Source organism: Acaryochloris sp. CCMEE 5410 (assembly GCF_000238775.2).
GTDB lineage: Bacteria > Cyanobacteriota > Cyanobacteriia > Thermosynechococcales > Thermosynechococcaceae > Acaryochloris.
This window is the reverse complement of record NZ_AFEJ02000001.1, coordinates 1,861,763-1,874,387: the sequence shown is the minus strand read 5'-3', so window position 1 is coordinate 1,874,387 and position 12,625 is coordinate 1,861,763. Positions and strand designations below refer to the sequence as shown.

12 protein-coding genes are annotated in these 12,625 nt (G+C 46.1%); 9 read left to right on the top strand and 3 right to left on the bottom strand.

All coding sequences use genetic code 11. The features are described from left to right. Nucleotides 1-14: 14 nt before the first annotated feature. The 5 genes from ON05_RS08300 (at nucleotide 15) to ON05_RS08280 (ending at nucleotide 4,376) form a co-directional block, all read left to right on the top strand. Nucleotides 15-1,196, top strand: coding sequence for an aldo/keto reductase (locus ON05_RS08300; protein WP_010469858.1), 1,182 nt, complete (start codon nucleotides 15-17; stop codon nucleotides 1,194-1,196). 751 nt (nucleotides 1,197-1,947) lie between these two features. After that, nucleotides 1,948-2,343 carry a hypothetical protein gene (locus tag ON05_RS08295; protein ID WP_010469856.1) on the top strand — a complete coding sequence of 132 codons (396 nt, stop codon included), beginning with the start codon at nucleotides 1,948-1,950 and terminating at the stop codon, nucleotides 2,341-2,343. 65 nt (nucleotides 2,344-2,408) lie between these two features. Beyond that, the gene (locus ON05_RS08290) at nucleotides 2,409-3,131 is read left to right on the top strand and encodes a hypothetical protein (protein WP_010469853.1); all 723 of its coding nucleotides are present in this window, start codon (nucleotides 2,409-2,411) and stop codon (nucleotides 3,129-3,131) included. Between the two features lie 320 nt (nucleotides 3,132-3,451). Then, complete coding sequence (locus ON05_RS08285) at nucleotides 3,452-3,796, top strand: hypothetical protein (protein ID WP_262561417.1); 345 nt, start codon at nucleotides 3,452-3,454, stop codon at nucleotides 3,794-3,796. Nucleotides 3,797-3,875: 79 nt separating this feature from the next. Next, a complete protein-coding gene (locus ON05_RS08280; protein ID WP_010469850.1) occupies nucleotides 3,876-4,376 on the top strand; it encodes a hypothetical protein in 501 nt (166 codons plus the stop codon). A gap of 20 nt (nucleotides 4,377-4,396) precedes the next feature. Here the strand turns inward: ON05_RS08280 and ON05_RS08275 are convergent, their stop codons facing one another. After that, entirely contained in the window at nucleotides 4,397-4,819 is a 423-nt protein-coding gene (locus tag ON05_RS08275) for a peptidylprolyl isomerase (protein ID WP_010469848.1), read from the bottom strand. Between the two features lie 101 nt (nucleotides 4,820-4,920). Between ON05_RS08275 and ON05_RS08270 the strand changes: the two genes are divergently transcribed. After that, nucleotides 4,921-5,658, top strand: a complete 738-nt coding sequence (locus tag ON05_RS08270; RefSeq protein WP_010469845.1) for a DUF2459 domain-containing protein — start codon at nucleotides 4,921-4,923, stop codon at nucleotides 5,656-5,658. A 106-nt stretch (nucleotides 5,659-5,764) separates the two neighbouring features. Then, nucleotides 5,765-6,310 (top strand): RNA 2'-phosphotransferase, encoded by a 546-nt coding sequence (locus ON05_RS08265; protein ID WP_010469843.1) that lies wholly within the window; start codon nucleotides 5,765-5,767, stop codon nucleotides 6,308-6,310. Nucleotides 6,311-6,683: 373 nt separating this feature from the next. On the opposite strand, the gene ON05_RS08260 is transcribed toward ON05_RS08265, so the two are convergent. Beyond that, nucleotides 6,684-6,866, bottom strand: coding sequence for a hypothetical protein (locus ON05_RS08260; RefSeq protein ID WP_010469841.1), 183 nt, complete (start codon nucleotides 6,864-6,866; stop codon nucleotides 6,684-6,686). A gap of 147 nt (nucleotides 6,867-7,013) precedes the next feature. Continuing rightward, on the bottom strand, nucleotides 7,014-7,499 hold the full coding sequence (locus ON05_RS08255; RefSeq protein ID WP_010469838.1) for a hypothetical protein: 486 nt from the start codon (nucleotides 7,497-7,499) through the stop codon (nucleotides 7,014-7,016). A gap of 240 nt (nucleotides 7,500-7,739) precedes the next feature. Between ON05_RS08255 and ON05_RS08250 the strand changes: the two genes are divergently transcribed. Both ON05_RS08250 and ON05_RS08245 read left to right on the top strand, forming a co-directional pair. Then, nucleotides 7,740-9,137 (top strand): AAA-like domain-containing protein, encoded by a 1,398-nt coding sequence (locus ON05_RS08250; RefSeq protein WP_010469837.1) that lies wholly within the window; start codon nucleotides 7,740-7,742, stop codon nucleotides 9,135-9,137. After that, entirely contained in the window at nucleotides 9,118-12,621 is a 3,504-nt protein-coding gene (locus tag ON05_RS08245) for an AAA-like domain-containing protein (RefSeq protein WP_010469835.1), read from the top strand. Before ON05_RS08250 ends, ON05_RS08245 begins: the two co-directional genes overlap by 20 nt. The last annotated feature ends 4 nt before the right edge of the window (nucleotides 12,622-12,625 follow it).

Sequence of the window (12,625 nt, the reverse complement as noted above, 5' to 3'; positions counted from 1 at the left end):
GAGGCCAGGTATCTATGCAGTATCGTCGATTTGGTAGGACAGAACTGCAAATACCCGTCTTTTCATGCGGCGGCATGCGATATCAGCATTCTTGGAAGGATGAACCTGGCTGGAAAGTTCCTAAGGCAAACCAAGACAATCTGGACGCCACGATTCGTCGATCGATTGAGCTAGGGATTAACCATATTGAAACAGCCAGAGGCTACGGTACTTCAGAACTTCAGCTAGGCCGAATTTTACCGACGTTTCCTCGCCATCAATTAATCATTCAAACCAAGGTCGCTCCCAAAGAAAATGCCAAGGAATTTCGCAAGACGTTTGAGCAGTCGCTGCACAACCTCAACCTCGATTATGTCGATTTACTAGGGATTCATGGCATTAATACCCCCGACCTACTGGAATTTACCCTTCGCCCAGGTGGATGTCTCGATATTGCTCGCCAACTGCAGGATCAAGGCAAAGTAAAGTTTGTGGGTTTCTCCACCCATGGCCCAACTGATTTAATTGTGGAAACCATTCAGACGGATCAGTTCGATTACGTCAATTTGCATTGGTATTACATCAACCAGTTCAATTGGCCTGCGATTGAAGCTGCAACCCACCATGATGTCGGGGTATTTATTATCAGTCCTTCGGATAAGGGGGGCATGTTGTATAAACCTTCTCCAAAGTTAGTGGAACTGTGCCAACCCCTCAGCCCCATGGTTTTCAACGATTTATTCTGCTTAAGTCATCCCCAAGTCCATACCCTCAGCTTAGGGGCAGCTCGACCCAGTGATTTTGATGAGCACCTGAACACATTGGAGTTAATCGATCAAGCAGAAACGTTGCTTCCACCCATTCTGGAGCGACTGCAAACAGCAGCGATCTCAACCCTAGGCGAAGACTGGGTCAACACTTGGCATCAAGGCCTGCCAACCCATGAACAAACTCCCGGCAATATCAATATCCCTACCATTCTGTGGTTACGAAATTTAGCCCTAGCCTTTGACATGCAGGAATATGCCAAGATGCGCTACAACCTTTTAGGACAAGCCAGTCACTGGTTTCCCGGCCAAAAAGCCACCCATCTGTCTGATTTTGATTTGAGTGAGTGCTTACGGACGAGCCCTCATGCTGACAAGATACCTGCCCTCCTGTCACAAACTCACTCACATTTAGGTGGGCAGTCTATACAAAGATTATCTCAAAGCTAATTGAATGATGGTTTTCAGCTTCTTGTGACACAAGGGGAATGGCTTATTTCAAACCATTGCTTCTGCCTAAAGGCAGTAAAACGGTGACGTCTGTCTTTCGCTAGTCACCCTTCTTGGTCCAATAGAGTGTAAAGATAGAACGTTGAGAAGAAGAAGAAGTAAATTTTTAATCAAAACTGCTGCAAACTTCAACTTTCTTTATAAAGAAGTTTTATTTTTGCCTGCTAGGACATAAAAAAATGAAATACTATTTTCTCATATTCTCTATTTAAAAATGAAAACTCTTAACTTTTTCTCTAGGTGAGTGAATAATTTGTGAAAAACTACTAGGGGTAAAAAAATCCAGACTACAGTTTCCTTGTGAATTAAATTATTTATTGTTCAGAGCAAATCAGATGTTTGAAGTTGTACTTCATTAGATGTGTGACTCAGCTGTTTTGTTCCACGGGATAATTTGAAACGCAAAAGACGAACGACATGTTGTGTTGTAACGTTAGTTATTAAATTCAAGCTGCCGAATCTCAGTGGTTTAGGCAAGTTAATCTAACAGCAAAAAACGTGAGAAAAGCACCGACAGGGGGATGTTCTTAGTGAACAGTTGGTGCTTTAAGGCATTGGATAAATTTCAGTGCAGTTTTTGTTGATTTTAATGCTAACTCTATTGCAAAATCTGTTTGTTTGGACTTATCTCTTGGGCGAGCTTTCATCACCAAAGCCCATTGCTACTAAACACTTTCAGCGGTAACTACTCATGAAATTCCAAAAAATCGCACCCCTTGCGGTCCTAATCTCCCTTGGCGCTGCTGCATTACCTGCTGCCGCAGGTGAGTCCTATGTTGAAAATAGCTATAGACTCAAAAGTACTTTTAACGGCCATTCCACAACGAATGTGAATGTCCATGAGACTTATAATGCCAATACTTGGGCTGATTCTTCCGCTGTTAAGACTGAGTGGGGATCCACAACTGTCACTGAAGCCAAGGATGGGCGCACGTTCCACGAAACAGAATCCTTTGATATTGTCACAGAAAGTTCTGCCCGAGAAGATGGCCGGTTGTCCAGAACAGTTAATGTGAGTACTACAGAAAGCTATGATTTCTCTGGCTTCGATAAGGATCACAGAGTCACCAGTGGTTTCTCGTTCTAACTGAATTTAGTTAGTTTCTTGGGGCAACACATCGTTGCCCCTCTATTATTCAGGAGAAAACACTCATGCACACTCGTCTAATTCTTTGTGCATCAGTTGTGAGTTTGTGCGCAATTTCTTCCCATTCTGCGCTTGCCCAAACCACCACAAACAATATCGATGCACCTAATAATGCAACTTCAACAGCTAATCCGGCGGTAGATTTGAACCAGCAAGGTTCATTAGTCAATACTCAAGTCAATACCCATCCATTAGGACGCAGCATTGTCGGTCGAGGGGTCGCAGATTGCACGAGTAATGGCATTGCTGTTTCTGCCTTTGGAAACGGGATTGGGCCTTTTGACACAGGTACGCTGGGCGGTTCGTTTACCTATACCCATTCTTTTGGGATGGCAACCTGTAACGAATATGCTCAAACTCAACTTTCCAAATCAAAACTGGAAAACTGCTTGTTGCTCATTAGCAATTATTCCAAGATGGTCAAAGCTGGCGTCAAAGTCAGTTACCAAGCATTAAAAGCTATTGGTGGTGTTGATTGTCCACCTGTAGTTGTTCAAAGTGCAGTGGCTCCAGCAAATGGTCCCCTAGGTCGTAATGCTGTTCCTCCGCATCAAAACCAATCCCAACCTGTTGTGAGTCAACAGAACCAGTTACAGCGCCAGCAGCAACAGATTACGCCGAATCGCCATCAGGTTCAGCAGCGAAATATACCTCAACATCAACAAAAACCTCATCACTCAATTCCATCAACTCCAGTGGCTTCCTCGCAACCAGCACCTGCATATTAAAGATAGCAGCGGTGATTTTGCAATTATCAATACTCTCATTGATGATGTAACAAGCTAGCGATTGTTGCTGAATTTTGTATGTAAAAATGTGAGCCCATTGACTGTTTGGCGTCATGTCAAAAATTGACTGTTTGGCGTCATGTCAAAAAAGGAATATAAACAACAAATTTTATGTTTTGTTGTTATGGAGTTTGAGCTGATGTTTCAGAACTATCTAAGCAATTATCTGTGTGACTTAGAGAGATTTTGTTGGACGAATTGATAATTTTGAAATCGTGAAGTACTTATTGACCACTGGATTGCTGGTTTTCGCTGGAGTTGTGGCGAAGCCATCTGTGGCCCAGAATGCTACAGCAACCACTGTGACAACGTTTGTGGTGTCACCAACTGGACATACCGTTATTGAACGCAATATTCATGACTCCGTCCAATCTCATCAGAATTCTGTCTCTCTAACCACTGATAGCCAGAGCGGCTCTTCCCAAACCTCGAATACGGAAGGGGGGAGGACGACACAAACGACTTATAACTATGGCAGCACTGCAACAAGTATTGCCGTAGAGAATATTGACATAACGCGAGAAGTAGAAGTTGAATTTCGTGAAGAATATGACTTTAACGAAGTCTTAATTATCAATAACTCCACGACAGGCTACAGCTTTTAACCTTATTTTTTTCAAATCAGTGCAAGTTCCAGCATCACTTTTAAGACGAATGGCCTCTGGTCCGAGGCAGGGAATAGTGATGCTTCTGATCGCTGCACAGATGGTGGTCATCCCGCTGCAAAGCATCGCGCAAACAACAAATTCGATTGATGCTGGCAATACAGCTGCGACAGATGCTAGTCCAGAGCTAGAGCTGATTCAAGGGGGTGTCTTGACCAATTCACGACCGAGACAGCGCCCCCTTGGTAAAGCAATTGTTGGCAAGAGTCTAAGTGACTGTACGACAAGTGGTTTAGCAGTGTCAGTCTTTGGGACTGGGATTGGCCCTTTTGATGATGGCTCAATTGGCGGCTCTTTTACTTATACTCAATCAGCAGGTATGGAAGCTTGTAAACGGCATGCCCGTTCCCAGTTAACTCGCATCAAACTGGAAACATGTTTGCTGTTGATTAGTAACTATTCAAAAATGAAGAAGGCTGGCATTAAGGTAAGTTACCAAGCCTTACAAAAAGCGTCGGGCGTGGAGTGCCCTAACTTGACTTTAGAGCAGATTGCACCAGGTGCAGTCATTAACAATTAGCAGAATCCACGCCTTTCGGCTTATTCAGCAGAGACTTTTACCGATAGGATTTTGTCCCCTTGGCGAATGGCATTCACTACATCCATATCTTGGGTTTGCCCGAAAGTAGTATGCACGCCATCCAAATGAGGTTGAGGGGCATGGCAAATAAAGAACTGGCTACCGCCTGTATCCCGACCCGCATGGGCCATGGATAGGGTACCAGCTTGGTGTTTGTTGTTATTAATTTCACACTTAATGGTATAACCAGGGCCACCCGTTCCTGTTCCCTTTGGGCAACCCCCTTGGATCATAAAATTAGGAATGACACGATGAAAAGATAAGCCGTCATAAAACCCTTTATTGGCTAAGTCAACGAAATTTTTGACGGTGTTAGGGGCGTCCTGATCAAATAAATCAAGATTAATCGTACCTTTGTCTGTTTCCATTATGGCTTTGGTCATGGTAATCCTAACTTTTTGATATTGTCTGCAACTTTGGCATCCTATCTTGGGACCAAGGGGATTGCAATTCAATTTTTACGTTAATCCCTTTTTAATTACTCATGCACACCCATCCACTCTGGCGGACAAAAATTCGACAGTTTCGGGGCTTCCTCAAACGACGGCGTCGCTGCTTGGGTATTATTTTATTGCTGAATGGTGGCTTGTGGGGCATGCCTGCTTTATATATGGCCATTCGAACCCCCCCTATCCCGGACGTTGAACTCCCTAATATCAACCAGTTAAAACAGCCCCAATACGACCTTTATGTTGTTAATTGGGGATTTCACACCGCTATTCTCATTGAACAACCCCAAGGCTGGAAACTAGGGCCACCCAACTCACCAAACACTCGGTATGTTGAGTATGGTTGGGGAGATAAGCAGTTTTTTATGATGTCTGATACCTCGTTCCTGACGACGCTTGCTGCTGGGATTATTCCAACAGATTCCGTCATGTACTTGAGAGGCCGTGACACATTGCTTGAAGCCCAAAACTATGCACGGCAATTGTATTACCGACAAATCTCTGCCCGACAACTTTATGATTTGATCACAACGCTAGAGCAAAGCTTCCAGCGTCAAGCGGGGGAACGGAGTATGCCCTATCCGCCAGTTCCTAATTTTAAGGGGCAGTTTTACCCAGGTCGTGAGTATTATGTGATTTGGTCTGATTGTAATGCCTGGACCATTCGCCATCTTCAAGAGATTGAGGTTGCCCATTCCTTGGTGCCCGTGATTTTTGCAGAGCAAGTAGGCCCGAGTTTACAAGGCTTTCAACTCATCCAAGAGGCGCATTAATTCAGCCCCTATCACTACAATCAAGTGAATAGAACGTTTCCCTCTGAAATTATTCAGGCAGGACACCTATAGCCAACAAAAATATTCTAAATTAAATTCTTAAAATATGGATCAACAGTTAAAAGCTGTTAGTAAGTTTCTCAGTTACATTCTCCGCCATCGACCAGAAGCGATTGGTTTAGAACTGAATGCAGGTGGCTGGGCAGCTATTTCTGAATTAATTCAATGTGCTAGCAAGCATGACCATTTCTTATCTGAAGAAATTATCAAAAAAGTAGTTATTTCTAATGATAAGCAGCGGTTTAAAATAAGTGAAGATGGCCAATATATTCGAGCTAGCCAAGGACATTCCATTAGGGTTGACTTGGATTTATTGCCTTTGAATCCCCCTACTGTTTTATTTCATGGAACAGCCACACGGTTTTTAGCGTCTATCATGGAGAAGGGCCTACTCCCTTCGGGACGCCAACATGTTCATCTTTCAGCGTCATACGAAACTGCGATCGCAGTGGGCAGACGGCATGGCAAACCCACAGTGTTGGAAATTAATGCCCAAAAAATGCAGGGTGACGGCTATCTTTTTTATCGTTCTGAAAATGGTGTTTGGCTCACCGATCGCGTGCCTACTCAGTATTTCGTAGAAGTAGAATAAAATTAGCTCAATCTATAACCTCTAGGCTCTATTGCGACAGAAAAATAAAAACCATACAATAGAGATGTTTGATAATAAAAAGTAAAAGGGAATAATTGGCTTAATACTGACATCTATTACCCCTTTCAACTCTACATTTTCTTTAATATTCAGGCTGTCCCCCTAACCTCATCATTATTGCTATGAATTTCAAGACTCTATTGATATCGTTTAGCCTAGTCTTGATGAGCAGTTTCAGTGTCTCTGCTTACAGAAGCAACGTCCATTCAGAGATTGAAACTCCCCCACAGCAAACGAATCCTGACTGTAAGTATCCTCCCTGCGACTAATTAGTGCACCAACGAATCTTCTGCACCAATGAATCCTCCAGTCTTTAGTTAATCATCCTGTTCAATTCAATTAGCCACCCATAGTATTCCTCTCCTTTTTGGTTGCGGGGGAGATCCACTTGCGTGCAGATGAGAGTGACAAGTTCTTGCACTCGGGGGCGATCTGCTACGGAAATAATGGACCAATCAGGGTCTTGGGCGAACGCTTCGGTCAAAGACACAGACATATGTTTAGACTCAGACACTGAATGGTAATCGGATTCATTCCCTAAGAATGCCGATGAAAAAACGCTCAGCGGTTATAGGAAATCTAACCACTGAGCAATATTTACACGGGTTTATTGGGGTACTAGGATACTTTCAAGAGATAAGGCTTAATCATCATCATCTCTGCCACGATTCAGCCAGCGATCAAGCTTGTCTTGGAAATCACCTCGGCGATCTCCTTTGCGCCAATTCTCATTTTCGTAGTCCCGGTCGCGACGACGAGAGCGCCAATAATCTTCCTCTCTACGACGACGACGATTTTCCCAACGGCGACGTCTCTCTAATCGACGGCGGCGTTCTTCCCAACGACGTTCTCGCTCTTTTTCCCATTTACGACGATCTTCCCAACGTTGCCGACGCCAACGATAATCGCGATTAGACTCGTATCTATCACGGCAATAGAGACGACCATATCGACGCCAACAGTAGCGCTTTTGACGTCGAAATCGATCTTTGCGGGCAATGAGTGAAGAGGCTTGCTCTTCTTGGACTTGTTGGATGTTCTCTTGGCTTAGGATTACTGCTTGAACGGGGGAAATAAATGCCGTCGCACCCATTAGGGCAGCAGCCAACATCACGGCGGATTTAGCCATTGCTTTATTACTCAGCTTTATCGGTTACTCTCAAGTGTTAGATTAGTCTCAAAGCCTAGGGCATGTCAGTCTAATGGCAGCCACAACCGAAGCATAAATAAATAGAAACTCGTTAACCTGGAAGTGGAAAAAAGTAGAAACAAGTGGAATTCAAGACCTTCCAAGCAATTGATAAAAACCAGAGATGAAAACCCTTCCCAAAGGATTCTCTACTGTGACTTGAGTGGGTCATTAAATTAGATGAAACCTCACCAATGGGATGATTTTTTGAAGCATATTGCTCAAGAAGTAAACTTAACGGGCAAAGTCAAAAGTATTTTTCTGACTCGTTTCGCTTATGAGCATTGGCGCAAACCTGATAAAGAGGTTTGGCCCCTGGCGCAAGCAGCCAGTCATGAATCCTATAAAAAGCAAATGACGACGGTTTATTCTGCTTTTGCTAGTCACACAGATCATGGCTGTGCTGAACTCGATTTACTGAGTAAAGGGCCGGGGAAATTCAATATTTTGCGGGACTGGTTACAGGATATACAGTATCCCAAATGGCTGCAAATGCGAGCAGCGGTCTTGCCTCAAGATTTACCCATCTTGAATTATCGAACCCCCTTATCCGCAAACTCTCCGTTTTATATTGATAGACCTCCCACGGAAGCTGACTGTACTCAAGCCATTCAGCAATCGGGAGCCCTAGTTCGGATTAAGGCCCCTGCCCAAATGGGTAAAACTTCGTTGCTGCGCCAGCTCTTATTCCAGGCCCAGACTTTAGAATATCAGCCCATTTATCTGAATTTTCGCGAAGCTGAGACGTCTATTTTTACGACTTTAGATAAATTCCTACAATGGTTTTGTGCCAATATTTGTCGTGAATTAGGATTGCCCCCCAAACTTGATCAGTATTGGGCTGAAGACATATATGGCAGCTTAATGAGCTGCAAAACGTACTTTCAAACCTATTTGTTACCCAACGTTGATCTTGCCCTGGTCTTGGCCTTAGACAACGTCGATCGACTGTTTGAGTATCCTCATATTGCTCAAGACTTTTTACCCATGCTGCGCTCTTGGAATGAAGAGGCCAATACTCAAACCATTTGGCAGAAAATTCGCTTGGTGATTGCTCATTCCACTGAAATTTACATTGAGCTAGATGCGCATCAATCCCCCTTTAATGTGGGGTGGCCGATTAAACTCTTGGGCTTTACCCCTGAACAAATGCAGGATTTAGCCCGTCTCTATCATCTAGATAGCGAGCTAGCGGTTCAATCTTCTGAAGTCTTTCAAGCCTTGAAAACCCTGATCGGTGGTCACCCTTACCTGGTCCACCTCACCTTTGATGCCCTGCGCCGCCAGCAGCTTCAGCTTGATCACCTCCTACAACAAGCGCCTACTCAAAGTAGTATTTACAGCACCCATCTACGGGGACTGTGGAATACCTTACAGGGACAACCTCAGTTGGCCACCGCCATGTATCGAGTAGTGACCGAATCTCCTCAAGTCCGGTTGGAACCGATTCAGGCCTATCAACTCGAAAGTATGGGGTTAGTCAGTCTCTCGGGAGATTATGTCCAGCCCAGTTGTGACCTCTATCGTCAGTACTTTGCCAATATGCCGTTGAATAATCATGAATTCGACAGCCTATAAAGTGGGCGGTAGTTTAGGCTACGACCACCCTTCTTACGTCACCCGCCAAGCTGATCATGACCTGTTAGCAGCCCTCAATCAGGGAGATTTCTGCTATGTCTTCAACAGTCGACAAATGGGAAAGTCAAGCCTGAAAGTCCGGGCCATGCATCATCTAGCAGATCGGCAACACTCCTGTGTCTCCATGGATATGACTTTGCCAGGCAGCCAAGTGCAGGAACAACAGTGGTATGCCAGTTTGATGGTTCAACTCTGGCAAGGGTTAGCTCTGACGGACCAACTTAACCTTAAGCAATGGCTACAAGCCCAAGCTTATTTATCCCCTGTACAGCAGCTGCAGCACTTTATCGATGAGGTGTTGTATCAATATATTCCTGACCGTAAAATTTTTATCTTTATTGACGAAATCGATAAAATTCTCAGTCTTCCGTTTTCCGTCGATGATTTTTTTGCTTTAATCCGCTGGTTTTACAATCAACGGGCCGAGAATACCGTTTATGACCGATTAACCTTTGCCTTGTTTGGGGTTGCCACCCCTTCTGATCTGATTCAGGATAAAACCCAAACCCTGTTCAATATCGGCCATGCCATTGAACTGGCTGGCTTCACCCCTGAAGAAGCGAGACCGCTCCAGAAGGGATTGCAGCCTTATGCGTCCAATCCCGCAGCGGTCTTACAAGCCATAGTGGCCTGGACAGGAGGACAACCTTTTTTATCGCAAAAGTTATGTCAATTGGTGATCCAGCAGCAGACTAACATCTCTGCAGGGCAAGAAGAAGCTAGCATTGCAGCATTGGTGCGATCGCACATTATCGATCATTGGTCTACCCAAGACGAGCCCGTCCATTTACGCACGATTCGAGATCGGCTCCAGCATCATCCAGCCCGCACGGGACAGCTCCTAGGGCTGTATCGTCAGATCCTAGACCAAGACTCCGTAACTGCCGATGGCAGTACAGCCCACAGTGAACTCCAGCTATCAGGGTTAGTGGTCAATCGTCAGGGGCAACTCACCGTCTATAACCGCATCTATCGTCATATCTTTACCCCCGCCTGGATAGAACAGGAACTGGCCGCCCTTCGCCCTTATGCAGAAATGATGCAGGCCTGGGAACGATCAGACCGCCAAGATACCTCACGCCTTCTACGGGGTCAGGCCTTACAAGATGCCTTGGACTGGTCCCAAGAGCAGCAGCTCAGCAACCAGGATTACCAATTCCTAGCAGCGAGTCAGGCGCTAGATAAGCAAATCGCCATTGATAATGAGCGGAAAGCGAGAGACCTAGAGCGTCTGAGTACCCAACTTGATGCCGAAAAACAAGCCAAACAGACTCTAGCTGCTGCCTATGCGGATGCCAAAAGGAAACTAAGACTAGGGACTGGCATTCTGACTTTGTCCTTAATCGGAGCCATTTCGACGTCTATTTGGGTCAACCATGCCTTGCAGCAGCAGCAAATCGCCCAAACCCAGTCCATTGAATGGGCTGGTAAAAGTGCACTCCAGCAATTTGACTTTGACCAGGTTTCGGCCCTGCTCACAGCCCTGGAAGCAGGGCAAAATCTCCGGCCTCTGGTGAGTCAACATCAGTCTTTACAGAACTATCCCACCACCACGCCCCTCATCGCCTTACAGGAGATTTTGCAGCATATTTGGGAGCGGAATCGGTTAGAAGGTCATGCTGCTACGGTCAATAGCATCAGCTTTAGTCCCGATGGCCAGTCAATGGCCACCGCCTCCCGGGATGGTACGGCCCGACTATGGAACCTACAGGGCCAAACCCAAACAATTCTCACGGGGCACCAAGGTGATGTCTACAATATTGCCTTTAGTCCTGATGGCCAGCGCCTTGCCACCGCCTCTCAGGATCGAACCATTCGCCTGTGGACTCGGTCGGGGCAAACGGTACGGATCTTGCAGGGACATCAAGGCGATATCTATGACTTGAGCTGGAGCGGAGACGGCAATTATATCGCCTCAGCCTCGAAGGATGGCACCGCTATTGTCTTCGATCGCCAAGGGAATCAACGGGTGCAATTTCAACAGCACCAAGACTCGATCTATGCCATTAGTATTAGTCCCGACAGCCAGAAGATTGCCACCACCTCTCGAGATGGGACCCTTCGTATCTGGACCCCTACGGGTAAGCAGCTCTTGGTGCTAAAAGGGCATCAAGGTGCAATCTATGATGTCAGCTTTAGCCCCGATGGTCAGCAACTCGTCACGGCGGGGGCAGATCAAACGGTACGATTGTGGAGCATCCAAGGCAACCCTATAAAAATCTTTAGAGGCCACCAGGGAGCGGTCTATGACGTCAGCTTTAGTGCAACGGGGCAGTGGCTAGCCTCTGCCTCCGGTGATAAAACCATTCGATTATGGGATCAGTCAGGACAGGCGTTACAGGTTTTAAGGGGGCACCAAGGCGCGGTCTATAGCGCTCAGTTTAGTCCCCAAGGTAACCTTCTCGCGACCACCTCCAATGACGAAGATAGTGCTCATATCTGGCAGGTTCGGTCTGCTTGGCTGGCCCAACAACAGCGGCAACTTCAGGGTAGAATCTCCAGTCTGAGTTTTAGTATAGACAGCCCGGATCTGATCACCGCTTGGGAAAAAGGTTCTTTGTCCATCGGGAACCCTACTCAATCCACCTTCAAACGCCTAAACAGCCAAGTCAAGGCCGTTACGAGTCTAAGCTTCCAGGCACACCAACAGCTCCTGGTCGCAGCCACCAAGCAAGGTACCGTTCACCTCTACCAAAAAGACCAGAGCCTCCAAACGTTCCCAGCCCACAAAGATACCATCTACAACATCCAACTCAACCCTCAGAAGAATCTGATTGCAACCGCCTCCCGGGATGAAACCGTCAAACTATGGAATTACAAGGGAGAGCAGCAAGCTTTACTAAAAGGCCATACTGGGGCGGTTTATACCGTTCGCTTTAGTCCCGACGGGCAGCTTCTCATGACCACATCTGAGGATGGTACGGCTCGATTATCGACCCTAACCGGGAATTTGATGGCTCAACTGCCGGATCACCAAGGGGCGGTGTATGACGGTCGCTTTAGTCCTGATGGTCAGACCCTGGCGACTGCATCAGAAGATGGCCAAATTCGTCTGTGGACGCTTCAGGGCCAACAGATTTCTGCTTTTCGCAATTACCCCAGTTCCGTGTATCGCTTACGGTTTAGTCCCAATGGCCAACGCATCGCCACTGGCTCAACTGATGGCAATATCCAAATCTGGGACTTACAAGGCAACCTCCAAATGGAATTTGATGGTCACGCTACAGTCATCCAAGATCTTAGCTTTGACCCCCAGGGCCAGCAGTTGACCTCCGTTGCCAATGACGGATCTATTCAGACTTGGCAGCTGTCTGAGACCCCTCAAGCCCATTTAGATGCCTTACTTCAGCGAGGTTGCGATTGGCTAGCTGACTATTTAGACCATCATCCCCAGGAACAGTTATCTGTCTGCCAAGGGTCATAGCCCC

What these genes read in the sequence shown, in the direction of transcription:
- ON05_RS08300 (WP_010469858.1), top strand. Translation starts at nt 15, where the DNA reads ATGCAGTATCGTCGATTTGGTAGGACAGAACTGCAAATACCCGTCTTT.
- ON05_RS08295 (WP_010469856.1), top strand. Translation starts at nt 1,948, where the DNA reads ATGAAATTCCAAAAAATCGCACCCCTTGCGGTCCTAATCTCCCTTGGC.
- ON05_RS08290 (WP_010469853.1), top strand. Translation starts at nt 2,409, where the DNA reads ATGCACACTCGTCTAATTCTTTGTGCATCAGTTGTGAGTTTGTGCGCA.
- ON05_RS08280 (WP_010469850.1), top strand. Translation starts at nt 3,876, where the DNA reads ATGCTTCTGATCGCTGCACAGATGGTGGTCATCCCGCTGCAAAGCATC.
- ON05_RS08275 (WP_010469848.1), bottom strand. Translation starts at nt 4,819, where the DNA reads ATGACCAAAGCCATAATGGAAACAGACAAAGGTACGATTAATCTTGAT.
- ON05_RS08270 (WP_010469845.1), top strand. Translation starts at nt 4,921, where the DNA reads ATGCACACCCATCCACTCTGGCGGACAAAAATTCGACAGTTTCGGGGC.
- ON05_RS08265 (WP_010469843.1), top strand. Translation starts at nt 5,765, where the DNA reads ATGGATCAACAGTTAAAAGCTGTTAGTAAGTTTCTCAGTTACATTCTC.
- ON05_RS08260 (WP_010469841.1), bottom strand. Translation starts at nt 6,866, where the DNA reads ATGTCTGTGTCTTTGACCGAAGCGTTCGCCCAAGACCCTGATTGGTCC.
- ON05_RS08255 (WP_010469838.1), bottom strand. Translation starts at nt 7,499, where the DNA reads ATGGCTAAATCCGCCGTGATGTTGGCTGCTGCCCTAATGGGTGCGACG.
- ON05_RS08250 (WP_010469837.1), top strand. Translation starts at nt 7,740, where the DNA reads ATGAAACCTCACCAATGGGATGATTTTTTGAAGCATATTGCTCAAGAA.
- ON05_RS08245 (WP_010469835.1), top strand. Translation starts at nt 9,118, where the DNA reads ATGAATTCGACAGCCTATAAAGTGGGCGGTAGTTTAGGCTACGACCAC.